Consider the following 25,380-nt stretch of genomic DNA (forward strand, 5'->3'; position numbering starts at 1 on the left):
GCACAATTTTACTAAATCTGTATAACTTGATTCTAAATGAGGTATCGTTCAGAGTTAAGATGACACAATTGCGTTGAATTGTGGTTAAAGCTACAAAAATTGTTAAAACAACTAACTAATACCGTATTTCCAGCCTCGGTCTTCCGACTAGACAGTGGTTTAACGTTTATTCATCAAGAAATTCCTACTACTCCTGTAGTTGTGGCGGATGTTTGGGTGCGTGCTGGAGCAAGCTTAGAACCAAAACCGTGGTTTGGGATGGCGCACTTTTTAGAACACATGATCTTTAAAGGTACGGCAACGCTTCCCCCTGGAATGTTCGATTCCAAAGTTGAAAACCGGGGTGGCGTAAGTAATGCGGCGACAAGCTATGATTATGCTCATTATTCACTCACGACAGCTGCCCCTTATTTAAAAGATACTCTGCCCTACTTGGGAGAACTACTGCTCAATGCGGCAATTCCAGAAGATGAATTTAGCCGCGAACGGGACGTGGTGCTAGAGGAAATTCGTTCTTGTCAGGACGATTCCGACTGGATAGGATTCCAAGCTCTGATTCAAAGCATCTATCCGCATCATCCTTACGGACGTTCGGTGCTGGGTACTGAGCAAGAACTGATGCAGCAGTCACCAGAAGCAATGCGCTGTTTTCACCGCACTCACTATCAGCCGGAAAACATGACGGTGGTGATTGCAGGGGGTATAGCCCAGCAACCAGCTTGGGAAATGGTAAATCGTTCATTTGCTGATTTTGCCGAACGCTCGAATTGTCCGCAGTTTGAGACAGTGACAAAGCCAGTCATAACAGGAATTCACCGTCAAGAACTGTGTTTACCACGCATAGAGCAAGCGCGATTGTTGATGGCGTGGCTGGTACCAGGAGTTGAAGAAATCCGCACTGGCTATGGTTTAGATTTGTTATCGGTGTTATTGGCAGAAGGGCGGACTTCGCGTTTAGTGCGTGATTTGCGAGAAGATTTGCAATTGGTACAAGGAATTTGCAGTAGTTTTTCTCTACAACGGGAATCAAGTTTATTTACAATTACTGCTTGGTTAGAACCAGAAAATCTCGAGGAAGTTGAGTCCTTGATTTGCGCTCATTTGGATGATTTGCAGACTACAGGAATTAGTGAACAGGAACTTGCCCGTACACGCAGGCTGTTATGTAACGAGTATGCGTTTTCTACTGAAACGCCAAATCAGCTAACGGGGCTTTATGGGTATTACAATACCATTGCCCAAGCTGAATTAGCTGTGACATATCCCCAGCAGATTCAGTCTTTTGATGCCAAAGAACTGCAAAAATTAGCTAAACAGTATCTGTCACCGGAGAATTACGCGGTTACTGTACTTAAACCGTGTTAGTCATTAGTCATTAGTCACTTGTACTGAGCGAAGTCGAAGTATTAGTCATTAGCAAAAGACAAATGACCAATGACAAAAGGCAAAGGACAAATGACAAAGGACAAAGGACAAAGGACAAATGACAACCTTGCTGCAAAAATCACCTATGCATCGCACCGTATTGAACAATGGCATTGTCGTACTGGTGGCAGAAAATCCTGCTGCGGATATTATTGCAGCGCGAATCTTTGTGCGTGCCGGTAGTTGTAACGAAAACCGGGAGCAAGCAGGGTTGGCACATTTGCTATCAGCAGTGATGACAAAGGGATGCGATGGACTTTCTAGCTTGGAAATTGCAGAAATTGTCGAGTCTGTAGGGGCGAGTTTGAGTGCGGATGCTGGCACTGATTATTTTTTGCTATCTTTCAAGACGGTAACATCCGATTTTGCGGAAATTTTAGCATTGGCAGGGCGAATTTTGCGATCGCCTACTTTTCCCGAAACTCAAGTGGAACTAGAACGGCGTTTAGCACTCCAGGATATTCGTTCGCAAAAAGAGCAACCGTTCACCGTCGCCTTTGAACAAATGCGGCAGGTAATGTACCAAAATCATCCATACTCCATGTCAGTGCTGGGAGATGAAACCACTATGAGCCGCTTAACTCGTGCGGATTTAGTGGAGTATCACCAGACTTATTTTCGTCCAGATAATGTAGTAATTAGTATTGCTGGTAGAGTCACACCTACAGATGCAGTCGCATTGGTGGAAGAAGTTTTTGCTGATTGGCAAGCGCCAGCCCAAGCACTGCCAATACTAAATTTACCTGAGATTAAGGTGGAACCGCAGGTAAGGCTGAAGCCAATACAGACACAACAATCAATCGTGATGCTTGGTTACTTGGGAACATCAGTGAGTTCTGTTGACTACGCCCCACTGAAGTTGCTGTGTACCTACTTGGGAAATGGGCTTTCTAGTCGCTTGTTTGTCGAATTGCGGGAAAAGCGAGGTTTAGCTTACGAGGTATCTGCTTTTTACTCCACAAGGCTATTTCCAGCGTCGTTTGTGGTTTATATGGGTACAGCACCAGAGAATACCAGCATTGCCCTAGAGGGACTGCGTACAGAAGTAGATTTATTGTGTACCGACGAAGTATCCGAAAGCGCACTCCAAGCTGCTAAAAACAAGATCCTGGGACAGTACGCCTTGGGTAAACAAACGAACGGGCAAATTGCTCAGATATACGGCTGGTATGAAATTTTGGGCTTAGGAATTGATTTTGACACAAAGTTCCAAGAATTGATTGCGGCTGTGAGTGCCAAGGATGCGATCGCCGCAGCTTGTAAGTATTTAAAAGAGCCTTACTTGTCTTTAGTTGGTCAAGAAGAAGCAATTAATCGAGCGATGTCTACGACGGACTAAGCCTACGCTTAGGCTTGTTGTAATTCCCTCCTGTTTAAGAAGGGTTAAGGAGCAAGTGTATTGGATTATTAGATTATGTGCCGCAGCTACGCCCGTCGGAGATATTGTAAATGAGCAGCTGTTTTTTAGACCAAGCGGCTGTACCATTAGCATGAGAATCTTCTGGGAGTAAATTCCGTGCAAAGCAGCCTGACAGCAAGTATTTTGAGTTACTTAAAATTACTAGACCCGACTGTAAATCGCTGTAAAATGGAAAAACGGCAAAAGGGTTGGTGGCCAAAGAGGTCTAAATCTTTATCAGCCATTGAAATACTCTTGTTCTCCACTACGCCTCTCTTGATTGCCTCAACGGCTGTAGTATCAATAGCAGCGCCACAAAAAATAGCCCAAGTAAATCCTGGAGATAGTATCAACCGCCCTAGCCTCAAAGTTGGTAGCCAAGGCGAACGTGTAGCTGAACTTCAGGCAGCTTTGAAACTTTTGGGTTTTTACTCTGGTGCCGTAGATGGTACATATAGTGAGAATACTGCCAGTGCTGTTTCCCGGTTTAAACAAGCCGCTGGTTTGAACCCAGATGGTATTGTTGATGCCAGCACTTGGCAACGACTTTTCCCTAAGGAACCTGTGGTAGCATCAACCGTCCCTTCATCCCAGCCAAGATTTAACTCAGCTACAAATTTCCCTGTTCCAACCCAGGCTAACAACGTCACCAACGTTGTAAATTCTAATCCTAATCCCCCAAGACAACCTGTAACCCAAGTTCCGAGCAGCCCTGAACCAAGACCTACTACCCCAAAAAAAGCTGTAACCCAAGTTCCGAGCAGTCCTGAGCCAAGACCTACTACCCCAAAAAAAGCTGTAACCCAAGTTCCGAGCAACCCTGAACCAAGACCTGCTACCCCAAGAAAAAATACAACTTCAAGCACACGGAAAACGTCGAATCGTGCTACATCAACTACTCGAACTCAGTCAAACACAACTACTAAGCGAACCCCTGGTATTCAATACACCTCAGAAGGATTGCCAATTTTGCGTATAGGATTACGTGGTTCGGAAGTTGTAAAGTTGCAACAACAACTGAAAAAGCTTGGTTTCTTGAAAGGTGATGCCGATGGAGATTTTGGCGTGACAACCGAGGCAGCTGTGAAAGCTGCACAAAAGCGCTATGCTTTAGAAGCTGACGGCGTAGTTGGTGGCTCTACCTGGGAGGTTCTTTTGCGGCGTTAGCCCCAACAGCGTTAGGCTGAGATTAAAGTTGCCATCCACTATAGTGCACTTTTGCCAGTTCCCTGAATGACTTTGGAACTTGCTAGTGCTAGATACCCTCTTTTAGGTATAGAGGTTTCTCTCGATTGAGAAACCTCTATAGGAGTTTTGCTACTCATATTATTTTTGATGAATTTAATTCGTGGTACATCCTGCAATACGATAAAGATACCCTGATTGAAAGTATCTTTCTATGCGATCGCTAAAAAATTACATTACTTTTGGGCTGATAAGAGACTACGAGAACTTTAGGAGCTAGATACAGCTACAACTGATGGTGTTACAGATCACAGATGGCAATAGTGAAATTAATTAAACTTACTGCTAATTCCTCTACAAAAACTTATGCAACATTTTTTATTAACTTGGCTCGGTACTGCGGTGGCGTTATTCATTACTGCTAATATCGTTCCGGGATTCTTTATCAAGAATTTTCTGACTGCCTTGGTCGCTGCCCTTGTTATTGGTCTGGTTAATGCATTTATTAGACCAATTTTGCGGATTTTGACATTTCCGATTACCTTACTCACCTTTGGTTTATTTACATTAGTGATCAACGCCTTAACTCTTTGGCTGGCAAGTGCCCTAACTCCTGGTACTGGTTTTGAGATTCAGGGCTTTTTACCTGCTTTGTTAGGTTCAATTGTGCTAGCAATTGTTTCTAGCATAATTAACTATTTTTTGAGAGTTGTTGACTAGAAAAATTAGTAAATTGTAATACTAATATTTGAAGCTTGGGCAACAGCTAATGTTAACGCTCCTGCTTGCCCTGGTAGCTGGAAAATTCGTTTAGGAACTAAGAACCTCATCGGCAATTTCTCTATGCTTGTAAAAGCGAAAACAGTCAACGATGTGAGTTGGGAGGCTGCAAGAATAGCAGCTGCTTCTGCTACGCTAGGTGTACCTACTTTGTGGTCGGTAATTGTGGCAGGGTTGGGGACATATACAGAGCGAAGGATTTCCGCAGAAAAGGTTTTTAGGGGCAAATTGCGTAGGTGACAAAATTCTACTAAGCCGACTTCTGAGGCTTTAGTATCGATGGTAGCAATACCTGCGATCGCACTTTGAAAAAGTTGATTTTCTCGAAAGACTTGCTCAATTCCCCGATCAATCAACTGCCGTGAGATTCCCCGTTTACAACCTATTCCTACCCATAAAACCTGTTGTATTTGGTGTATTTCCTTACTGAGTTCGTCACCTTTTGACATGTTTGGGTTTACTCCAACAGCCAACCAAAAAAATCTCCTACTGTCAGCCTCAACTCACTTGCAAAATCTGGCACAGGAAGTAAAGCTTCTAATTCATCCAACATGACTGGCTGTTGATTGCGGATGTACACAAATACCGTTTGTTCTTCTGGATCGATCAGCCAACCCATTTGGGTTTCATAATTCAGGCAATGCAGAATATTTTTTGTAACTTTTGTTTGTCTTTGGTCAGGCGATAGAATCTCGATAGTCCAATCAGGAGCTGCTTGGAATACGTTAGCAACTTCACCATTTTCATCACGAGGAATTCTTTGCCAAGTAAACACAGAAATATCTGGCACTATTGACCTTCCACCAAAAGTACACCGCAGCTCTGGAAAAGCACGAGCAATTCGCTTGGGCTTCACCGTTAAGTTGATAGTGCTAACCATTTCACCTTGAATTGTACTGTGCTTTCCCTGTGGCATAGGTTTTTGAATAATTTGACCATCGATGTATTCACTAGCGGGCTTTGTTTCTGGTAACATTAGAAACTCTGCTAAAGTTATGTTTTTTGATGGTGTCCGTACCATAAGCGATCGCCTCCATACATCCTCTTCAAAGTCCAGCAATTCTGATTAACCTACATTAAGCAGAGAATAAGAGCAATTTAGTATTTCACTACTTGTATTATTAAGTACTAGTTTGTTTAGCTGAAAATCATCCTAAGCAATAACTTTCATACTGAGCAGCCAGCGTCAGAAACACCATAATGATCCCGAAGCCAAAAATCAAAATCCCTAAGTTACCTGCACTTAATTCTTCGCGAGCAGTTCCAATCCAGTCACTGCCAACACCTGGCGTTGCTGCTTCAGTCACCGCTTGTTGCATTGCCTGAATTGCCTGTCCACTACTGTAGCCCGATGCTTCTCTACCTTGTAAATTGATCGCGCGGAAGCCGTTGTAATGAGAGATTACAGATGGGCCTGTAGTAGGTGTGATTTTTGCAACCTCACTTAATGGCACCATTTGGTTATTTGCCGATCGCACATAAAGCCGCCGAATATCATCAGGCGATCGCCGATAGTTAGCATCTGCCTGAACATATACGCGGTAGCTACGCTGTCCCAAAGTAAAATCGTTAACATACTGGGAGCCAATTGCAGCTCCGAGTGTGCTGACAGCTTGTTGAAAATCGATATTAAGTGCTTCTAAACGAGTGCGATCGAAGTCAATTTGAAACTGTGGTGTACTAGCAGTAAACTGGGTAAAAACGCCGCCTTTGAGCGCTGGTTTTTGATTTGCTTGGGCGATTACCGCTTGAGCATTCGCATAAAAATCATTTATTGTCAGTCTTCCGTTGGTACGGTCTTCTAGCTGTAATTCAAATCCCCCTAAAGTACTAAAGCCTTGAATTGGTGGGGGACTGACTGCGGTGATAATAGCTTCTGGAATCGTTGCAAATTCTTTATTTATTCGGGCTAAGATTGCAGAGGCAGTTTGATTGGGTTGAGTGCGCTCCTCCCACGGCTTGAGTTTTGCAAAGAACACGCCGCGATTTGAGCCACTACCTGCAAAGCCAAATCCCGAAGTGGCGAAAATGTTATCAACCTCCGGTTCTTTTTCGAGAATTTGTTCGAGTTTGGTAATTACTTGGTCGGTATAGTTGAGGGCAACTCCATCTGGGCCTTGAATAATACCTAAGACAATTCCCTGGTCTTCACTCGGAACAAATCCGGTGGGAACATGGGTAAACATGAAATAAGTCGCAGCTAAACCAACCACAAATAATCCAATTACCGCATAACGAAGGCGAATCAGAAAACTCACGATCGCTAAATACTTGTCAATAATCCATTGTAAAATTCGATTGAAACGACCAAAAAACCAACCAAGGGGGCCGCGTGCAGGCCGAGGCGGGCGGAGCAAAATTGCAGATATACTCGGATTAAAGGAAAGGGCATTAAACGTTGATATGGCGATTGAAAAAGCAATGATCAACGCGAACTGCTGATACATTTTTCCTGTCGAACCTGGGAAAAATGCCACCGGGATAAAAACTGCCATCAATACCAGCGACGTTGAAACCACCGCTCCGGTAAGTTCATCCATTGCCTCGACTGATGCTTGCAGTGGTCGCATTCCCTGTTCAATTTTGCGGGCGATCGCTTCAACAACGATAATGGCATCATCTACGACTAATCCTGTCGCCAAAATTAAGCCAAATAACGTTAAATTATTCAACGAGAATTTAAATATATAAGCGAATGCTAATGCCCCAATCAGTGAAACGGGAATGGCAACCAGGGGAATAATTGTGGCTCGCCAGTTTTGCAGAAACAGAAAAATTACCAGTACGACAAGGGCGATCGCTTCAACTAGTGTTTTCAATACTTCTTCGAGTGACGCTTGCACAAACCCAACAGTATCGTAGACAATTTCAGCTTTTAATCCTGGTGGAAAGTCTTTCATCAACTCATTCATCTGAGCCTGAACGTTTTTCGAGACATCCAGGGCGTTACTACCAGGTGACTGATAAATTGCGATGCCAATTGACGGCTTACCATTATTTCTGGCATTGCTGGTGTAAGTCTCCGAGCCAAGTTCTGCACCACCGACATCTTGGAGTTTAATTAAATTGCCATTACTTCCGGCTTGAATAACTAGATTTTCAAACTCTGACGCATCTTTAAATTGACCATTGATTCGCAACGGAATTTCATAACTTTGACCTGGAGGGATAGGCGATTGACCTAAGGTTCCGGCTCCGGCGAGAATGTTTTGCGATCGCAATGCCGTAGAGACATCTGTCACAGTTAAGCCTCGACTTGCCAGCGCATTCGGATCGAGCCACAACCTCATTGCATATTGCTTTTCACCAAAAATTGTTAAATCCCCAACTCCTGGCGTTCTCAGCAGTTGATCTCGCAAATTCAGATCGATATAGTTACTAACGGGACTTAGACAAAAATTAAGCCCAAAGATAGCCTAAACTAGCTTTGTAAGCAGTAAACACGTCACGGTTGAGCGTCAACCAATCGAAGAATCGATAAGACATAGCCGTTCTAAAGGCATCCATTGCTTCAGTAAAAGTGTTCAAAGGTTTGTTTGCCCACCTGCGTCTCAAGCCTCCTGTTAGCTGATGCCAAAGAATAAAAGTATAGGCACAAAAAACTAAGGTAAAATGCCTAATTAAACTTCTTTTATCTCGAACTTGATATTCTTTTAGACCTAACCAACCTTTGGCTTCTCTATAGAAAACTTCTACCCAATTCCTTTGGGAATATGTCTCAACTATCCATTCAGGGGTGACAATTGATGAGGAAAAATTGGTGATAAAATAGTCAATATCAGTAGCTTCTGAGAAAGTCGCAGCGTTCATGACGATAGCAATATTTCGCTTTCCCTTCAGTTGTTGTATCTCTATCTCTTTAGTTACAATCCATACTGTTTTAGGTTTATCTAAGTCTAGTTGAATTTTCGTATAAGCCTCTGTGGGTAGACTTTGTGCTAATTCATCTAGCCTAGTTTGTTGTGGAATATTATCTTTGGTAGTAACAGTTACTTTTCGATTTTTGGCTAATCCTCCTAAATACTTTAATTGTCTCTTCTCTAACTCTAATAAGAAAGATGTATTGTTGCCATATCCCGCATCTACAATTACTATCCCTGGTTGATATTTCCTTTCTATAGTTCTGTCTATTAACTTCAGTGCTAATTCCGGTTTTTTCTGAAATTCTGAGTCTTGCTTCCCTTCTGTCAAAGAACTGGCGTGCTGATATAACTCTATATCTAGTGGTAAGCTTTTTCTCCCATCATATAAATGAGTTGTTACTACTACTATTCCATTATCCGTCTTGCCAATTTCTCCAATGTATTGCCTTCCCACTCCATCAGTAAAATTGCCACTTTTGCTCCCGACCAGAATCATCAATTATTAAACTAAATCCTCTACTAATCCTGGTTTGACTACACTTGTTCATAATCTCTAAGCGCCTTCATTGATCTTGGAATCAGACCAAGGTGCTTCAGTTAAAAAGTGGTGTAATTGATAGTAATTCACCCCGATAGCGTTTTCTGCAATCTGAAATAGATTTTTTCTCTCGCTTTCACCCAATAATCCTCCCAAATAATGCCTAAACTCTCTTTTTTGAGCTTTATGAGTAAATACATCATCAAACCGTTGGCACCATCTTTCAAAGCATGGTGGCATGGCTGCGGGGGTAGTTTCTTTCATGAGCTTTTTTTAATGTGAAAGCTATGCTAGTTAAGGATTATACTCTTTTTTCATCTCTAGTTTTGTTTAAGTCCCGCTAATAAACAGCGCGTCATACTCATTATTTTCTGGATAAAGAGCATAGACTAACAAAATACTTGTAGAAGATGTTTGTGCTGTCACACCGAATTGCTGCACCGTTGTCGGGAGGCGAGGTGTAGCACGGGCGAGGCGATTCTGGACGTTAACTTGAGCAATATTTTTATCTGTCTGCGCCCTAAAATATACCGAAATTTGGCTACTACCTGCTGAACTGTTTGAGGTCATGTACTGCATTCCCTCAACACCGTTAATCTGTCGCTCCAGCGTAGTTGTCATTTTGTTGCGCTTCCAACGATCCGACAAACTCGGAACTTTCTTCGATTGTGCCTGCGTCAATTCTCTGAAGTTTCACTGGTAATGGTGGTGGGCTTTGAGCATTTGCTGCCGGATCGTTTTTTTGACAACCACTCGTCAATGCCGTGAGCATTAGTACGATAACTAATACTGGATTTGCGAGTAAACAGTTTAAGTATTTAAGTAGATAATCGCGTTTTTGCATGAAACCAAATGCTGATTAATTAAATCTATAGACTGCATAACTTTTCCATCTCAAGCCAAGGGATTGAGAAAGCGTAAGAACTCCAGCTTTGCCGCAGGAAATTTTCTAGGTATCTAGATATTTGATCGATCGCATTAGATGCATTTTTGTCTGAATCACGGCTTTACCTCAAACAAACTCATCTTTAAAAAATCTCTGGATTAATATTACGTGAGTCCAACGGATAAAAAAAAATACCAAAGATTATAGATAATTAAGTTTGTAGGGTAGATATCAACGATTTTTGAGACTAATAGGTATCTGAATTTTCCGATTAAGCCTCGAAAAGCTTGCTCACAATGGATTCAGGGGAAAAGACAGTATATGTAGAGTAATGCAAATCAGGTGCTTTGGAATCGAGAGCCGAAACAGAAGCCACCAAAACAGGAAACCCTGACACAGAAGAAAAAACGGCAAGCAAACTCTATTCTAATACGCATAATTTTCATGAAATATACGTATTTAAAAATACAAACCTAGATGCGTTTACTCTGACATTAAGCAGCGTTTATTCTTTGCAAACCAGTGTAAACATTGAACCGTTCTCCACGCAGGAATCCAATTAAGGTAATCCCGAATTCCTTGGCGACAGACACCGCCAAACTACTGGGAGCGGAAACAGAACAGACAATCGGAACTCCAGCAGTTGTAGACTTTTGCAAAATCTCAAAACTAGAGCGTCCGCTGACCAGGACAATACAATTATTTAAAGGCAACTCATCACTGAGCAAAGCTGTACCAATCAATTTATCCAAAGCATTGTGTCGCCCAACATCCTCGCGCAGGTTTAACAACTGTCCTTGAGCATCAAAGATAGCCGCAGCGTGCAAACCCCCTGTAGCAGTGAAGATACCTTGAGCAGCCCGGAGCTTGTCTGGTAGGCTATAGATGATCTCAGGTGTTACCGTTGGCCCAGAAGGAATCACTGGACATCCTCGCAGACGCAAAGCCTCAAGGCTAGCTTTACCACACACCCCACAGGCGCTACTAGTGTAAAAATGACGCTCCAAAGGCTGTAAATCTGGAATCAACCCATCCCGCAGTTCTACATTTACAATGTTATAGCGCTGTTCACCATCCACCAATTCATCCACACAGTAGCTGATACGTCGGATGTCTTCCCTGTGGCTAACGACTCCTTCACTGTAGAGGAAACCAGCAGCTAGTTCAAAATCTGCCCCTGGTGTCCGCATAGTTACAGCTACCGTCTTCTGGAGAGGAACAAGGCGAATTTCTAAAGGTTCTTCGGTGGTGAGTTGGTCTAAACGCGATCGCACTTTACCATTTTCCACAACCCAGACAGTGGCTTTGGTTTTGCTTCCAGTTTGGGTATTCATTTAATTACTATAATAATCACAAAGAATCAGTTAAATTTAGCCTTTATACATATATGCGCGATCGCGTTATCTTAAAAATTGATCAATTTCACCTTTTGCCTCTATGACATTTTTCAGCGCCTTACTCAACATTTTCGGGTCGCCTTCTTCTAAAACAACTTCGATATAAGCTGCTGTTTCTAATGGTTTACATACTTTAAATCGTATCTGGGTCAATACCCAATTCTCGCAATTTTGCTGCTAGGCGTTCAGCACGTTGTGTTTCTTGTTCGGCGCGTTGCCTTTCTTGTTTTGCGTGTTCCGCTTCCCACTGTGCAATTTCTTCTGGTGTAGGCATTAACTGTCCTTCCGCACTGAAATAGCGTAATTGATCTTCATGAACGCCCAAGTATAAACTTAGCTGCTGACTCCATAACAATCCTTGTGGGTTGGGTTCTATAGGTTGATACGTACCACCTAACAAAATAAACCCAGCAAATTCCAGATTCTTGGGATCAAACCAGAAATATTCAGGAGTGCGAAAGATATCTTGGTAAATTTGTTTTTTTAAGCCCTTGTCAGTCACTACGGTTGACTTTGAAAGCAGTTCTATAATCAAGTTCGGATATTTGCCGTCTTCTTCCCAAACAACCCAACTATCACGGGGTCTGCGTTCAGTATCCAACACGACAAAGAAATCTGGCCCCCGACAGTCTTCGGATTTACGCTGGTGTGGACTGTAATAAATGCTAAGGTTACCGGCAGCAAAAAAGTTGTTGTGGTCTCGCCACCACCAATCAAGGCATTTTATCAATAGCAGCATTTGCTGCAAATGTAGGTATGTTTCCAATGGTGGTTCGTTACTTTCTAAATCCCCTGGTGGAAATTTTATATCTTTTGGTGGTTCAAAATCTTGGGCAATGGACATGGCTACAAGTTTTGGGGTGATGTTAAGTTGAGCGTAGCAGGAGGAAAACGGTAATATTAGGTTTGTTTTTCCAACCATGCGATCGCATTATAATCAGGAATCCCTTCAAGCGATCGCTTCCCTATACATCGAAGCAGGCATTTTTGTAACTAGCAATTTCAGTTATCTATATCTGTCTTATGTAATGAGTCCTATTCATACCCTAAGTAGGGTTATCCATCTTCATTTGTTCGTTAAGTTATATGAAGATACTGAAAGCAAATTTTCTTAGTTAGTAAGTAACTGAGGAAACCAGAATAGCCTTAACTTAGTTGGAGTTTTTTATGACTTACACAATTGATGAAAAAACAAGACCAGCTTTAGAAACTTTTCAACGCTTTGATGTAGATACTCAGCTAGCCTTACTTTGGTTCGGTTATCTCGATCTTAAAGAGCAGCTACAACCAGCACCTCCTCCAAGCGTTGAAGCTCCTGCCAAAGCAGTGTTTGACAAATTCCTGGACTTGTCTCAAGAACAGCAACTGCAAGCACAACGCGACATAATTAATGGTGCAGCTAACGATATCAGCCAAACCTATAATAGTCTAAGTCCCAATGCCAAATTAGACGTTTGGTTTCTGCTGGCACAAGGAATGGAGGATGGAAGCATAATTCAAGTGCCCTCCGACTATCAACTTCCTGGTGAAACGGATGAATTTATCGCATTGATCAAAAATCTAGAGTTTGAGCAACGCATTAATTTCATGTTGAGTGTAGTGGAAGCGATGGGTTAGGTAAGTCCAAGAACTCTCAATGAGTATCTAGAATTGGGGATAACTGAAAGTAGCAAATTAAGTTAGACCTGGCTGTTTTTGCTCTACTTTAATAGTGGTTAACTCAGAACTACCGCAGAGATGCTCATCTTTGCGGTAGTCTTGATGCAAGTTATATCAAGTCCGCTTGATTATACGAATTAAATTAATGATTGCAACACATCCTTGGGTAAAGACGCGATGAATCGCGTCTCTACAAATGATCTATTTGTCGCATTTTTTTTCCAACCGCACGATCGCATTATAATCAGGCACACCTTCAAGCGATCGCTTACTTTTATCTAGTAGCACATTCCCTTCTGGCCAATGCACTTGCAAGTTTCCTGACTGAATTGGCGCAATATAGACTTGACATAACAATTCGCCTAAATCATTCTTAAGAATGACGCGATCGCTATCTTTTAAACCCAACTTTGTTGCATCAGCAGCATTCATTAGCACCGCCTCTCGCATCGCCCCAGTAATGGCATCTTTGCGTTCTTGCACCATACTATTAAATTGTTTGCCTCGGCGGGTTGCTAATAAGAAATAACCTTCTGGTAATTCTCTCTGTCGTGGCAATAATACGCCAAAGTGTGCTTTGCCATCGGCTGTAGGGAAATTCCAACCAAAGCACAAATGTGAGCCGCCATATTGAAACTGGTCACCAGCTTGCTGTAAATGTTGAATACCTGCATATTGGGGGACAACTTGAGCAATTTCTTGACGGATAGCAGCTGTGTCAGCAAAAGCCAGCTTATCTGCCAAATCTGGTTTTACCCGCCTTGCTAATTCTAAAAATACTTCCCACTCAGGACGTGTTTCTCCAATGCGCGGCCCCGGAATTTCTGGACTGAAAATTACCCGGCGTTCGGTGTTCGTTTCTGTGACTCCTCCTGGTATTTCGTAGCGAGTCGTCGCAGGTAAAAGCACCACAGTATCGGCAGCTTCTACCAACATTTGGCTGGAGAGAACAATATCTATATGTACCCGTAGCGGTATTTTCTTCAGCGCTGCTTCCACATAATCTGGTTCTGGCAGCACTTCTAAAAAATTCCCTCCCACGGAAAACAACACATCTAACTGTCCCTGATGTGCAGCATTAATCATTTCTGGAGCAATTAAACCTTTACTTGCTGGCACTTCAAAACCCCAATGCTGACTCAATTGAGCAGCATTTTCTGGGGTAATGGGTTTACCACCAGGAAATACTGTCGCGTAACATCCCATCTCTGCGCCACCCTGCACCCCAGAGTGACCGCGAATTGGCATTAAACCGCAGCCTTCCCGACCGACAAAACCTTTGGTAAGAGCTAGATTAATAATACTTCGCACATTATCTTCACCGCATTCATGTTGAGTAATGCCCATACTCCAAACAAATACGGCTTTATTAGCTTCTTTGACCATTTTGGCAAAACCGTACATTTCCTCACGGGATGTACCAGAAAGCCGCTCTAATTCTTCCCAAGATTGGCTTTCTAACGATGCTTTAAGTTCGGCAAAGCCATCTGTGTATAAATCTATAAATGACTGGTCTACCCAGTTGTTAGCAATTATATGTTTAATTGTGCCATTCAAAAATGCGATATCCCCGCCCATGTTGATTAAGAAGAAGTCTTCAGCAAACTTTGTACCGAAAACGGCACTTTCTACAATTGAGGGAACCCAGTAGCGCTCCATTCCTGGCTCGCGGTAAGTATTAATAACTACAATCTTTGTGCCAGCTTTTTTAGCATAATGAAGATATTTAACGGTAACAGGCTGATTGTTAGCAACATTGGAGCCAATGAAGACTAATAAATCAGTGCCAATCCAGTCTTTATAAGAACAGGTAGTCGCCCCTGCACCGAGAGCAGCTTTCAGCCCCGCCGTACTGGGAGAATGGCAAATGCGGGCAGCGTTATCAATATTATTGCTTCCCATTGCCCGTACAGCTTTTTGGGTAGCATAATAAGTTTCGTTGACAGTACCGCGACTGGTAACATAAAAACTGAGGCGGTCTGGTGTGGTAGCGCGGATGCGATCGCTAATTACCCCTAAAGCTTCATCCCAACTCACACGGCGAAAGCCTTTTTCCCCTCGTTGACGAATCATCGGGTACGGGAGTCTTCCCAAGTCGCGTAATTGGGCACTTTTTTGCTTTTGCAACTGCGAGACATCTTCCAATGGCACAGGGTCAAAAGCTGGCATCGTATTCATTCGCAACAGCCGCAACCGAACATTGCAGAGATGGATGCCATCTAAAGTCCAATCTTTCATCCCGGTTGTTCCGAGAGCGCAACCATCACAGACACCTTTATCGAGAATATTCCACGCATAAGGTAGTTTGTCACGAGACAGCCAAATTGCCCGAAATACTTCCCAATAGTTGTTGGGGTACTGTTCGCCAATGCCAAAGGGCTTCCAACTTGCCCAGTTTGAGGGTGTCCAGTGTTTTTTGGGTTTAGGTAACATGATGCAGTGTGTGAGTTGCTGGATTATTTAAGGCTACCGTTTTAACTAGCATTTAAGTAGCAGGCAGTTAAAAATCTAGACATAGGAGATGAAAACTGCGAAGATTAACATCTTGTGTCTTAACGACAACTTGAACATTTATAAGCACAGCTTCAGCCCTAGTAACAACAACTTAAATGTTACTTATCAAACTAGGAACGTTATTAACTACAAAAGAAGCATCAATAACAACAGCTTAAGCTGTAGCAATAACGACTTAAGTGTTAGTTATAACATCTTGATCGTTGATAACTAATATTTAATATCTAGTAACAAAAATTGAAGCATAACTTATCAAACTAGGAACATTACTAACTACAGAGGAAGCTGTAGTTAATACAGAAGGAGTTGTAGTAACTACAGCTTTAATTTTTTGAGTTACAGCGTTTAGTATAGTGAAAACTGATGAGCCGAATTATATAATGCTCAGTTTGTCGTGAGGACTGAAGTCCCCAAACCTAAGACTAAAGTCCTGACTACAATCGCCAGTTTATTTTCACATAATAATATGGCAAGGTGCGTAAGCATAGCCCGTCGTAGACATGGCTGTACAAATTAATCGGCGTTGCTGGTTTACTTTATAAATAGTCTCTTGAAGCAGTAGTTCAAATAAAAATCCCTGCCACAGTTGACAGGGATAGCAGTTTTTATCTATAGCTTGTCTGCTAACTGCTAACAAAATCTTTGTGGGCAGTGACAAGCATCTGAGCCTGCCTTAAAACGTTGCCGAATAAATAAATAGGAATCTGCCAAGCTGCAACGGTAACTTCTTTGACAATATCCTGTACACTAATTGCGATTAATTCATGCTCTGGCGGCTCTCCCTCAACGACACCAGACCAAGTAAAAGCTAATAAGAAATCATCGTCTCCAGGTAAGGTTGCAATCAAGCATTCTTCTGGTGTTGGCTGGCAAATAATTCCATGATCGTTTGCAAGTTCTACTAGTCTTTGAAATTTGTCTATGTTCGTCATTTGTCTTTGGGATGTAATTGAATTTCAATTTTAGAAAAAATCATATTTATATCCCCATAACTCAACTTAGTTGCTTCATACCATAAATTACGAATTACGAATTATTAAGGAGTTATTGGAGTTGGATCAGGCTTAAGTCCAAAATCTTAGCGCGATCGCCTGCTTTTATCAGCAACAATTGCTACTGTTTTCAAAAAAGTTAACTACCTACTTTTTCGGTTGACTCTATTTACATACACCTCCCTTTGTTAGCATTTCAACATTGATGCCTTAACCTCACCCAGGCTGACGGAGTGCATTGAGAATTGCGATCGCTTTTGGGGGAACAGCTGTAAACCGAAGCAGAAAAAGATGCTCGTCAACATGAGATTGTTGGATCACCTTGACATAGATATGTTCTTCTTCTGTATCCAGTTTTGGTTCAATCAATAACTTGAGTTTGAGATTACTCAACAGTTCTAAAGAATGTGGCGATTGCAACTGCGCTTTTTTTTCTGAGAGGCTAATCAATACTCCTAGAAATACTGTTCCCACTGCATGTTTTCCCTGCAAAATGGTGTATTCCACAGGAACTTCTTGATTGAGAACAATCATTTCTTCATCGTCATCAGGCAAGAATAAATTATATTGACCGCCAATGCCACGAATTTCACAAATTGTCACAGGGTGTTTAATTCCCTTCGGTTCTATTTGTAGCTGTCCAGCAATTTGTAGGTCAATATTGGCATCCTTACAGGTATTTTCAGAAATTAAAATCTGTCCTCCCACGGTATAAGACTCAATTCGGGCAGCTAAATTAACATGACTGCCAATAACTGTATATTGAGCGCGTTTTTGAGAACCAACATTCCCCGCTACAGCCTCACCTGTATTAATTCCAATTCCCATTTCCAGGATTGGGAAATTCATTTGCTGATTTTGTTTATTCACTTGCTGCATTGCTAATTGCATGGCAATAGCACAAGCGATCGCTCGTTGAGAATCATCTTTGCGACTAATTGGCGCACCAAATATCACAAAAATACCATCACCCATAAACTCATTAATCGTGCCTTTATACTGGTTAATCACATCTGTCATTATTCCCAGATAAAGATTTAAAATCTTTACCACTTCTTCGGGGGGCAATTCTTCAGAAAAAGCCGAGAATCCTCGTAAATCAGACACGAGAACCGTAACTTTTCGGCGTTCTCCCCCCAGCTTTAACCCAGAAGGAGTTTCGAGGATATTGGCAACGATTTCATCAGTTAGATAGCGGCCGAGGGTTTTTCGCATCTCGGTAGCGCTTTGGGCAATATACTGAGTGAGTGCGATCGCAGAACCTGCAAATGCCAGCAATGAAGGTACAACAGGAATCCACCAACCAGCCAAAAACGCCAAAAAACTACCACCAATTAAACCTCCACCCGCAAGACTTACACTAACAGCCATCAGGGTTTTCTGGTTGCTACTGTGGCGTTGCAGCCAACACAAGCTACCACCAATAATTGACCAAATCAAAATTGATAGCCATTCTAACGGCTCAGGTAGACACTTGATCGGTGGACGACCTTCCATTGCCGCACTTAAAATTTGACTAATCAAATTAGCATGAATTGTCACACCCGCCATCCGTTCCGGGTCAGTCAATACATTACTGCTGTAAGGTGTATAGAATAAATCCTTCAAACTCTCAGCGGTAGCACCAATTAATACCACCTTGTCTCGCATTAAGTCTCGTGGGATGGGGTTCTCTTGCACTTCGCTAAGAGAGATTTTAGTAAACTGCTGTATCCGTCCTCGATAGTTCAACAGCACTTGATAACTCCCCGCATCTGCTCGGATATAACCGCCATCATTAGCTTCAAAAATTGGGAAAACACCCCGCTTTAACTGCAAGTAATTAGAGTTAGTTGCTGCTGGCTTCGCAGTAATACCTTCAGGTTTCAAATACAACAATGCTAGTTTTAACCCAAAGCTTTCGAGAATCTCGTCATTATTTAAATTTACATATAATAATGCTCGCCGAATTTTGCCATCTCCATCTATGGGTATGTCATTCGACCCAACTTGCTGAAGTTGCTTTAATTCTGGAGACGAATCAACCGCCGAACTATCAATAGTATCAGAGACTTTTTGGACTCCAATTAAATTGGGAGTAGACTTAAACACCTTAAGTAAAGCTTGATGACCAGGATTGACGGGTAAATCACGATAAATATCTAAACCAATCGCTCTAGGTTGCTGCTGTTTGATTTTCTCTAACAAACTGGCAAGATTTCCATCAGACATAGGCCACTGACCCTGCTTGCGGATATCTGCTTCATTAATCTCAACTATGACGATGCGGGTATCAGCCGACTCTCGTGGACGGAGGAGAAAAAATTGATCCAGTGCTGCCAATTCCAACAATTGCAGTAATCCAGTCAAGCGTAGTCCAATCACCAGGGCTGTAATATTGGGAACAGCAAGTAAAACACCCCGCCATTGCCAGATTTGCGGTTTCAGCTTTGCCCACATAATATTTAGTGCTGAGTGGGGAGTAGGGAGTAAAGAGAGACGCGATTAATCGCGTCTGTACAAGAGTTAGGAATTTTCCTAATGCCCTTGTTCAATTTCGTGGTGAATTCTTAGATGTGCAACAATCGATCAGTGCTTCAGAAGCGATCGCACTCAAACCTACTGACTTGAAAAATTGTCTCCAATCCAGCCTCGCTTTTAAATTATTCGGCTCAGTCCGGCGTAGCTGCACCAAACTAGTCAGCGCTTCATGCCAAATCCCGGCTTCTGCATAGATGCTGGGCAACTTGTACAAATTTGCCTTTGCTAAAGCCTCCGACAAGGGTGATCCTGGTTGAGTGCGTTCCACCCAACCATCTACAGTAGGATTTTCACTGGAGTCTTGAGCATTACAAACAATTGTTAGATACCAATGATAAGTTTTACCTACAGTGAGTGCAGGGGCACTATCAGGAAGTTTGAAGCTAAAAATTCCTGGTTTATTCGGAAGTTTAAAAGATGTTTCATAAAATACATTTTGGTCTTCAGCTAGAAGCACAAACTTGGTTGTTTTGACTTGAGATGGAGGTACATACCAGAAAAATGTTGGACGTTGAGCAAATGTCAACCCTAATTTATCTGGAGGTATTAAAGGAGTTATTAGTTTTTTCCCTGTTAGGCAAGAGCTACCACGGGTAGAACCACCAGCACTTGCGGGAGGTTTTCCTCGCTGTGGCGGCTTAAATGTCTGACTAATTTGCCAAGTTTTATTGGGATGGTATGACTGAGCCTGTACCTGTGCTGTGAAAGTAGAAACCAAACACAAAGGTAAGGAAAAGGTTACAGAATATAGGAATGGTTTAATCCATTTCATATTGATAATGCCTGGGTTCTAGATTAGTCAGGTGAATAAATCAAGTATTCCCAAAAGCAAGATCAAATTTTCTACTCAACTACGATCTCTTGGACATTGGGCATGGGGAATGGGTCAATAATAAATTGTTCTTCTTCCCCTGCTCCCCTGCCCCTTTTGGTCACAATATGGCAATATATAAAGTTGTAGCTGACCGCCTACGTAGAGGTTTAACGTGGATACCATTGCAATTCCTGCTCTAAATCGGCCAGTGGATGCCACGGTAGAAATTCCCGGTTCTAAAAGTCTTACCAATCGGGCGTTACTTGTCGCTGCTTTGGCAGAAGGTGACTCCATTTTAGAAAATGCCTTATTTAGTGAAGACAGCGAGTATTTTGCCAAATGCGTAGAGCAATTAGGCATTCCCATTACACTAAATCCTCATCTGGCACAGATTGAAGTGGCGGGAAGAGGAGGTGACATTCCAGCTAAACAGGCAGATTTATTTGTGGGCTTATCGGGTACGACAGCACGATTTATCTCGGCGCTAGTGGCACTGGGGAACGGCGAATATCGCCTAGATGGTGTTCCCCGAATGCGAGAACGACCAATGGGTGACTTATTAACGGTGCTGCAAACGGGTGGAGCGACCGTTAATTTTGAGGGAAACTCTGGGTTTATGCCCTACACCATCTATAGCAAGGGATTCGTCGGCGGAAATTTTAGTTTGAAAGCGAATCAAACAAGTCAACAACTGTCGGCATTGCTGATGATTACGCCTTATGCTCAACAAGATACGAGCATTGAGGTTGAGGGAACATTAGTTTCTCAGTCTTACATCAAAATGACCTGTCGTTTGATGGCAGATTTTGGCGTTGAGGTGATTCAAATCGGCGATAATCAATTTCAGATCAAAGCGGGACAACGTTACCAAGCTCGACATTACACAGTAGAACCCGATGCGTCAAATGCTTCTTACTTTTTTGCCGCCGCCGCCGTCACGGGTGGACGGGTGCGCGTCAAACATTTGACCAAACAATCCTGTCAGGGTGATATTCTGTGGCTGAATGTCTTAGAACAGATGGGTTGCCAGATTAAGGATTCGGATGATTACACCGAAGTGACAGGGCCGAAGCAATTGCAAGGCATCGACATTGATATGAATGATATATCGGATTTGGTGCAAACATTAGCTGCGATCGCGCCCTTTGCCAGTTCACCGATTACTATTCGTAACGTGGAACATATTCGATATAAGGAAACCGATCGGATTCTAGCTGTGGTAACAGAGTTGCGCCGACTAGGAGTCAAGGTTGAAGAATCCGCAGATAGACTGAAAATTGAGCCTGGCCCCATTACCCCGGCAGCGATTGAAACCTATCACGATCATCGAATGGCGATGGCTTTTGCTGTTACTGGCTTGAAGGTTCCAGGAATTGTAATTAAAGATCCTGGCTGTACAGCGAAAACTTTTCCAGATTACTTTACCCGATTCTTCCAAATGTTAGAACAATAAAAGATTGACCAGTATTTTTGTAGGGTGTGTTATGCCGCAGGCTAACGCACGAACTGTTTTTATTAGTGTTGTATATTTGCAGGATGATTTTGTAGGACGGGCATTTTGCCCGTCCCTTGTATTTCCAGACGTCCAATGAGCTAGCTGTACGCCGCTACAGCAAATTGCTGTAAACCTTTAGAAGGTGAAAGTTGTTCTCAGCGTACCGATAATTGCATCGTCGTTAGCACTGTTTTGCCCAGGGGAGGTCAACCAGATCACACCAGGAGTGATTGAGATGTTATCTGACAGGCGATATTTGTAGAACCCTTCAAAGTGATAAGGGATATCATTACCAGCAAAACCTGCTCGGTTAAAGGCATAAGGTTCTGCACCAGCAAAAATACCTAAAACATTACCCTTTTGACCGAAGTCAGGCAAGGCTACCCCAAGACCGTAGCTCCAAGCTTCATAATCATCACCAGCACCAAAGCCTGTGACATCGTGGTAAGAAACGAAGCCACTAACTGACAGTTTGTCGCTGGGTCTGAAGGCTGCCGATATTCCATAAGAATTACTGGAAGAGGCATTTAGGGCAGTTAGGGTGTTAGCTTGACCAGTACCTACAACGCGGTTAGCACTACCCAAACCACCACCTAGATCGAATAAATTCCCACCTCCAGCACCATGATAACCGTGAACATAGGTAGCAGCGATCGCCAAGCGATCGCCAACACTAAAGTTCAACTGTCCAAGAGCTGCATAGTTACCCTCTAACAAACCTTGATTTGGTCCAGGATTATTAGCATTAGACGCCAAGTAACCAACAGTCAGTGAACTTGGTTTGAAAAAGCTACCACCGCTACCAAAGGGTAAAGTTAATGCTGCACCTGCACCACCACCAATGCGATAGATAGGACTTTCAGAAGCAAAGGTAGACAAAGCACCATTACCGCCATCAAAGTCTTCAAAGTAAGGGTTGTTAGTGGCAACATAATCGCTATGAATACCTCCGGTGGCCGCAAAGTAAGCTTGGGCTGGACCTATGGGTACGTAATACGCTAGCCAGTCTATAATGACACCGTTGTTACCAGTGCTGCCGAGTTGAAAAGTTTGTGTGCCTTCAGCAGTATCGATAGGAAGACCACCATTATCCACTTGACTAAAGGCTAGGGCATTACCGGCTGCAAGACGGGTGTGTAAAACGTCTTTACCCGTGAAGCTGGTTTGCAAGTCTAAACGTACCCTATCTTGGAAGACAGTATTGTTAACATCGCCAGTGTTATTGCCAAAAATATCAGTCACAGCAAAAATAGCTTCACCCACCAATTTTGTGGTAGTAGAAAACTGATTTGCTTCTAGTTCAGCAGTCCGTGCTTCTACAGCATCTACTCGACCACGCAGAGTTGCTAGTTCTGCCGAGAATTCCTCTTGCAAACGCTGGAGAGTTGCTAAATCCTGCTTTGTCACTAAGTCAGCAGTTGCAGTGGCAATCAGTTCATTAACCCGATCCAAACAAGCATTCAAACCTGCGGCAAATTCATAACGAGTCAGTGCCCGATTGCCACGGTAAGTGGAATTTGGGTATCCAGCAATACAACCGTAGCGTTCAACCAAAGATTGCAAAGCTTGGAATGCCCAGTCAGTTGGCTGTACATCAGAAAATTGAGAAACTGATGTGACTTGAGACAATGAATTCTGGTTCTTGCCTTCGCTGCTGTAGCGATTAACCTCTTCCAAAACCTGATTACCATCAGTCTTTTGGGCAAGCAACTGCTGATTAACTTTTGGTTGCTCTGTTTCAATAAATATTGAAGCAGCAGAAGCTATTGGCGCTTTTGTCTGAGTAACTTTTGCCTTTATATCTTTAGAAGAGCTTGCGACTTCAGTAGCCATAGCCCTAGCGGAAACCAACACCGTCACTCCCAAAACTACTGGACTTAATGCCAGAGTTTTCCACAATAGATGAGACATTTTTTTATTTTCCTTTCCCAAAAAAGACCCTAAATCACTGGCTTCAAGAAAAAGAGAACAAGCAGTTATTGTACTTGTTGGAAATCTTATCAGATTGCAGTGAACTAAGCTATGTCTAAGAAACTATTTATAAAGTCAGTTGATTCAAGCTCGTGTTGAGGTGATGCACCGCACGCAAACCAAGTTTGAGGTGGGAGCAATGCGATTTTGTGAGCAGGGGGAGCAGGGGGCAGGGGGAGGGAAAGTTGTTTTGAAAGATTGAAATTGGATAATTTATTTTTTGGAGTTCCCTTACATAGTCTTACCGCCTAAAGATTTACTTAATTAATGGTCTCTAATCCTCCTTTTTTCGGTTTTCAAACAAACAACAAACGTTCCCAAGCGGCACGGAGTCTAGTGCTGCTCCATTTTGATGGAGCAACATCACGGAGGGGATATGAATATAGATAATTCTGAAAATCAGCAGTATACAAAAATCACTCAATAGTGGTATTGACGAAGAAATGTTTCAACATACGGCACAATACTTTAGAAATATCTGCTCTACAGTCCCAACATCGCCCAATACAGTTCGGATAAGCTCTTGAGGTCGGGGAGTTAATGATAATCATTGTTATAAGAAGAATTGCTGATCAAAATAATTCGGAAGACACATATTTGACCCCTAAGCTTAAGCTACATTTAATCTATTGTTAACCTTTTGACTTGATTGTAGCTATTGGGTAATCCGGTAAATGGCTAAAAATATCAGTAATCGTGAAAAATTACATCTTTTGGCGAAAATATCTTCTAATTTAATCTCTACACAACAAAGCAACGAAGTCAATCAGAGTAAAAGTAAAGCGATGGCACAGTTAACGAAGTCACAGCCCTCAGCTTTGCAAATAGTTCATGTAACTACCGGGCGCGTGCGACTCCGTACTACTGACAGTAGTTTTAACTCGATACTAGACAGCATAGCCAAAGATTTACGCTCCTTAGAGGGAGTGAGGGAAGTTACTGTGAATGAGCAAACGGGCAGTTTGGTAGTTAATTTTGATGAAGATAAGCTGTCATTACCGCAAATTTTGGCGCTAAGACCCGATATTGATATCCAACAGCCGCAAGCTTCGTCTGATTCACCTACCAAGCCCGATCCCTTTGCAGCTTGGAAATCGGTTTCATTTTGGCAAGAGCAGGGTATTTCCTTAATTCCGATGATGACAGGCTTGGCGGTAACAGGAGGGTTGGGAATTCATGGCTGGGTATCGATTCCAGTTTACATGATTACAGCGGATGCAACTCGTGGTGTAATTGGTTATCTTGGCTCTCAAGTTCCGACATCAGAAAAAAACGAAGGTAATCATACTAGTTCTGCGATCAAAAGCTACATAAAATCCGAATCTGAATTATCAAAAATAGAGCGCAAGTCTACTATCCAACAAGAAAATTCAACAAATATTGATCGAGATAGTGAGGTGGTAGCACCTGCAAAGATTGACTACAGCGTAGTTCATAGACTTCCCGGACGTGTTCGGTTGAATGTGCCGAAAATTGCCCAAGATCGAGCTTATGGGCGGCGACTTGAGAGAATAGTAAAAACCGATGCTGAAGTTACAAGCGTACGTGTGAATTTTGATGCGGCATCGATCGCGATCGCTTATCAGTCTCGTGAGATTCCATTATCTCATTGGGTGAGTTTGATGGAGTTAGCGTTGGAGACAAACTCACCAATACAGCCGATAACAACGGCTAACCAACCTCTAGAAGAAGTTAGTCAGACTGCTGAAATTACAGACGCAACAACAACGCAGCCGATAACAACGGCTAACCAACCTCTAGAAAAAGTTAGTCAGACTGCTGAAATTACAGACGCAACAACAGCAAAGCAAACAACTCCAGAGTTATCGAGTCTGTGGACTAACCTAAAATCGCCTGCGATGTCTTTCTCCTTAGGGTTTATGGCGAACTTCCCTTTAGAAATGTAAGACATAGTTATTCTTGATATTGCGCCTTATTGCCC

General features: G+C 42.6%; 20 protein-coding genes and 1 pseudogene. 7 read left to right on the plus strand and 14 right to left on the minus strand.

Annotated elements, in window-relative coordinates; translation table 11 throughout:
- Positions 1–99 precede the first annotated feature (99 nt).
- The 4 genes from RM347_RS13910 (at position 100) to RM347_RS13925 (ending at position 4,729) form a co-directional block, all read left to right on the plus strand.
- The gene (locus tag RM347_RS13910) at positions 100–1,365 is read left to right on the plus strand and encodes a M16 family metallopeptidase (RefSeq protein WP_322717172.1); all 1,266 of its coding nucleotides are present in this window, start codon (positions 100–102) and stop codon (positions 1,363–1,365) included.
- Between the two features lie 118 nt (positions 1,366–1,483).
- Positions 1,484–2,764 carry a M16 family metallopeptidase gene (locus RM347_RS13915; protein WP_322717173.1) on the plus strand — a complete coding sequence of 427 codons (1,281 nt, stop codon included), beginning with the start codon at positions 1,484–1,486 and terminating at the stop codon, positions 2,762–2,764.
- 177 nt (positions 2,765–2,941) lie between these two features.
- Positions 2,942–3,991, plus strand: coding sequence for a peptidoglycan-binding domain-containing protein (locus tag RM347_RS13920; protein WP_322717174.1), 1,050 nt, complete (start codon positions 2,942–2,944; stop codon positions 3,989–3,991).
- Positions 3,992–4,375: 384 nt separating this feature from the next.
- Positions 4,376–4,729, plus strand: coding sequence for a phage holin family protein (locus RM347_RS13925; RefSeq protein ID WP_322717175.1), 354 nt, complete (start codon positions 4,376–4,378; stop codon positions 4,727–4,729).
- Positions 4,730–4,734: 5 nt separating this feature from the next.
- On the opposite strand, the gene RM347_RS13930 is transcribed toward RM347_RS13925, so the two are convergent.
- The 9 genes and pseudogenes from RM347_RS13930 to RM347_RS13970 all read right to left on the minus strand — a co-directional run bounded on the left by RM347_RS13930 (position 4,735) and on the right by RM347_RS13970 (position 12,317).
- Complete coding sequence (locus tag RM347_RS13930) at positions 4,735–5,238, minus strand: cobalamin biosynthesis protein (protein WP_322717176.1); 504 nt, start codon at positions 5,236–5,238, stop codon at positions 4,735–4,737.
- A gap of 8 nt (positions 5,239–5,246) precedes the next feature.
- Positions 5,247–5,810: a Uma2 family endonuclease gene (locus RM347_RS13935; protein ID WP_322717303.1), complete on the minus strand. Its 564-nt coding sequence runs from the start codon at positions 5,808–5,810 to the stop codon at positions 5,247–5,249.
- A gap of 127 nt (positions 5,811–5,937) precedes the next feature.
- Positions 5,938–8,202: an efflux RND transporter permease subunit gene (locus RM347_RS13940; protein WP_322717304.1), complete on the minus strand. Its 2,265-nt coding sequence runs from the start codon at positions 8,200–8,202 to the stop codon at positions 5,938–5,940.
- Positions 8,189–9,454, minus strand: a pseudogene (locus RM347_RS13945) (IS701 family transposase). Before RM347_RS13945 ends, RM347_RS13940 begins: the two are co-directional and overlap by 14 nt.
- A 66-nt stretch (positions 9,455–9,520) precedes the next feature.
- A complete protein-coding gene (locus tag RM347_RS13950) occupies positions 9,521–9,811 on the minus strand; it encodes an efflux RND transporter permease subunit (protein ID WP_322717177.1) in 291 nt (96 codons plus the stop codon).
- A complete protein-coding gene (locus tag RM347_RS13955) occupies positions 9,783–10,034 on the minus strand; it encodes a hypothetical protein (protein WP_322717178.1) in 252 nt (83 codons plus the stop codon). Before RM347_RS13955 ends, RM347_RS13950 begins: the two co-directional genes overlap by 29 nt.
- A gap of 536 nt (positions 10,035–10,570) precedes the next feature.
- Positions 10,571–11,410, minus strand: coding sequence for a formate dehydrogenase accessory sulfurtransferase FdhD (gene fdhD / locus RM347_RS13960; RefSeq protein WP_322717179.1), 840 nt, complete (start codon positions 11,408–11,410; stop codon positions 10,571–10,573).
- Positions 11,411–11,476: 66 nt separating this feature from the next.
- Positions 11,477–11,626, minus strand: a complete 150-nt coding sequence (locus RM347_RS13965) for a hypothetical protein (RefSeq protein ID WP_322717180.1) — start codon at positions 11,624–11,626, stop codon at positions 11,477–11,479.
- On the minus strand, positions 11,607–12,317 hold the full coding sequence (locus RM347_RS13970; RefSeq protein WP_322717305.1) for a Uma2 family endonuclease: 711 nt from the start codon (positions 12,315–12,317) through the stop codon (positions 11,607–11,609). The genes RM347_RS13965 and RM347_RS13970 overlap by 20 nt, the downstream gene beginning before the upstream one ends.
- A 323-nt stretch (positions 12,318–12,640) precedes the next feature.
- On the opposite strand from RM347_RS13970, the gene RM347_RS13975 reads away from it, so the two are divergent.
- A complete protein-coding gene (locus tag RM347_RS13975; protein WP_322717181.1) occupies positions 12,641–13,090 on the plus strand; it encodes an orange carotenoid protein N-terminal domain-containing protein in 450 nt (149 codons plus the stop codon).
- A gap of 243 nt (positions 13,091–13,333) precedes the next feature.
- Here RM347_RS13975 and RM347_RS13980 read toward each other — a convergent pair whose 3' ends face one another.
- The 4 genes from RM347_RS13980 to RM347_RS13995 form a co-directional block, all read right to left on the minus strand.
- Positions 13,334–15,565 (minus strand): FdhF/YdeP family oxidoreductase, encoded by a 2,232-nt coding sequence (locus RM347_RS13980; protein ID WP_322717182.1) that lies wholly within the window; start codon positions 15,563–15,565, stop codon positions 13,334–13,336.
- Between the two features lie 704 nt (positions 15,566–16,269).
- Positions 16,270–16,578, minus strand: coding sequence for a hypothetical protein (locus RM347_RS13985; RefSeq protein ID WP_322717183.1), 309 nt, complete (start codon positions 16,576–16,578; stop codon positions 16,270–16,272).
- 276 nt (positions 16,579–16,854) lie between these two features.
- The gene (locus RM347_RS13990) at positions 16,855–19,077 is read right to left on the minus strand and encodes a CHASE2 domain-containing protein (protein ID WP_322717184.1); all 2,223 of its coding nucleotides are present in this window, start codon (positions 19,075–19,077) and stop codon (positions 16,855–16,857) included.
- A 91-nt stretch (positions 19,078–19,168) separates the two neighbouring features.
- Entirely contained in the window at positions 19,169–19,930 is a 762-nt protein-coding gene (locus RM347_RS13995) for a DUF928 domain-containing protein (protein WP_322717185.1), read from the minus strand.
- A gap of 214 nt (positions 19,931–20,144) precedes the next feature.
- Here RM347_RS13995 and aroA point away from each other — a divergent pair, with 214 nt between their 5' ends.
- Positions 20,145–21,425 carry a 3-phosphoshikimate 1-carboxyvinyltransferase gene (gene aroA, locus RM347_RS14000; protein WP_322717186.1) on the plus strand — a complete coding sequence of 427 codons (1,281 nt, stop codon included), beginning with the start codon at positions 20,145–20,147 and terminating at the stop codon, positions 21,423–21,425.
- 177 nt (positions 21,426–21,602) lie between these two features.
- Here the strand turns inward: aroA and RM347_RS14005 are convergent, their stop codons facing one another.
- Positions 21,603–23,378, minus strand: coding sequence for an iron uptake porin (locus tag RM347_RS14005; RefSeq protein WP_322717187.1), 1,776 nt, complete (start codon positions 23,376–23,378; stop codon positions 21,603–21,605).
- A 734-nt stretch (positions 23,379–24,112) separates the two neighbouring features.
- On the opposite strand from RM347_RS14005, the gene RM347_RS14010 reads away from it, so the two are divergent.
- Entirely contained in the window at positions 24,113–25,345 is a 1,233-nt protein-coding gene (locus tag RM347_RS14010; protein WP_322717188.1) for an HMA2 domain-containing protein, read from the plus strand.
- The last annotated feature ends 35 nt before the right edge of the window (positions 25,346–25,380 follow it).

It is taken from the genome of Nostoc sp. ChiQUE02 (assembly GCF_034531305.2).
Lineage (GTDB): Bacteria > Cyanobacteriota > Cyanobacteriia > Cyanobacteriales > Nostocaceae > Nostoc.

Bases quoted from the DNA above. Each gene is read 5' to 3' on its own strand.
- RM347_RS13915 (WP_322717173.1), top strand. From the start codon at position 1,484: ATGACAACCTTGCTGCAAAAATCACCTATGCATCGCACCGTATTGAAC.
- RM347_RS13925 (WP_322717175.1), top strand. From the start codon at position 4,376: ATGCAACATTTTTTATTAACTTGGCTCGGTACTGCGGTGGCGTTATTC.
- RM347_RS13930 (WP_322717176.1), bottom strand. From the start codon at position 5,238: ATGTCAAAAGGTGACGAACTCAGTAAGGAAATACACCAAATACAACAG.
- RM347_RS13935 (WP_322717303.1), bottom strand. From the start codon at position 5,810: ATGGTACGGACACCATCAAAAAACATAACTTTAGCAGAGTTTCTAATG.
- RM347_RS13950 (WP_322717177.1), bottom strand. From the start codon at position 9,811: ATGACAACTACGCTGGAGCGACAGATTAACGGTGTTGAGGGAATGCAG.
- RM347_RS13955 (WP_322717178.1), bottom strand. From the start codon at position 10,034: ATGCAAAAACGCGATTATCTACTTAAATACTTAAACTGTTTACTCGCA.
- fdhD (WP_322717179.1), bottom strand. From the start codon at position 11,410: ATGAATACCCAAACTGGAAGCAAAACCAAAGCCACTGTCTGGGTTGTG.
- RM347_RS13970 (WP_322717305.1), bottom strand. From the start codon at position 12,317: ATGTCCATTGCCCAAGATTTTGAACCACCAAAAGATATAAAATTTCCA.
- RM347_RS13975 (WP_322717181.1), top strand. From the start codon at position 12,641: ATGACTTACACAATTGATGAAAAAACAAGACCAGCTTTAGAAACTTTT.
- RM347_RS13980 (WP_322717182.1), bottom strand. From the start codon at position 15,565: ATGTTACCTAAACCCAAAAAACACTGGACACCCTCAAACTGGGCAAGT.
- RM347_RS13985 (WP_322717183.1), bottom strand. From the start codon at position 16,578: ATGACGAACATAGACAAATTTCAAAGACTAGTAGAACTTGCAAACGAT.
- RM347_RS13990 (WP_322717184.1), bottom strand. From the start codon at position 19,077: ATGTGGGCAAAGCTGAAACCGCAAATCTGGCAATGGCGGGGTGTTTTA.
- RM347_RS13995 (WP_322717185.1), bottom strand. From the start codon at position 19,930: ATGAAATGGATTAAACCATTCCTATATTCTGTAACCTTTTCCTTACCT.
- RM347_RS14005 (WP_322717187.1), bottom strand. From the start codon at position 23,378: ATGTCTCATCTATTGTGGAAAACTCTGGCATTAAGTCCAGTAGTTTTG.
- RM347_RS14010 (WP_322717188.1), top strand. From the start codon at position 24,113: ATGGCTAAAAATATCAGTAATCGTGAAAAATTACATCTTTTGGCGAAA.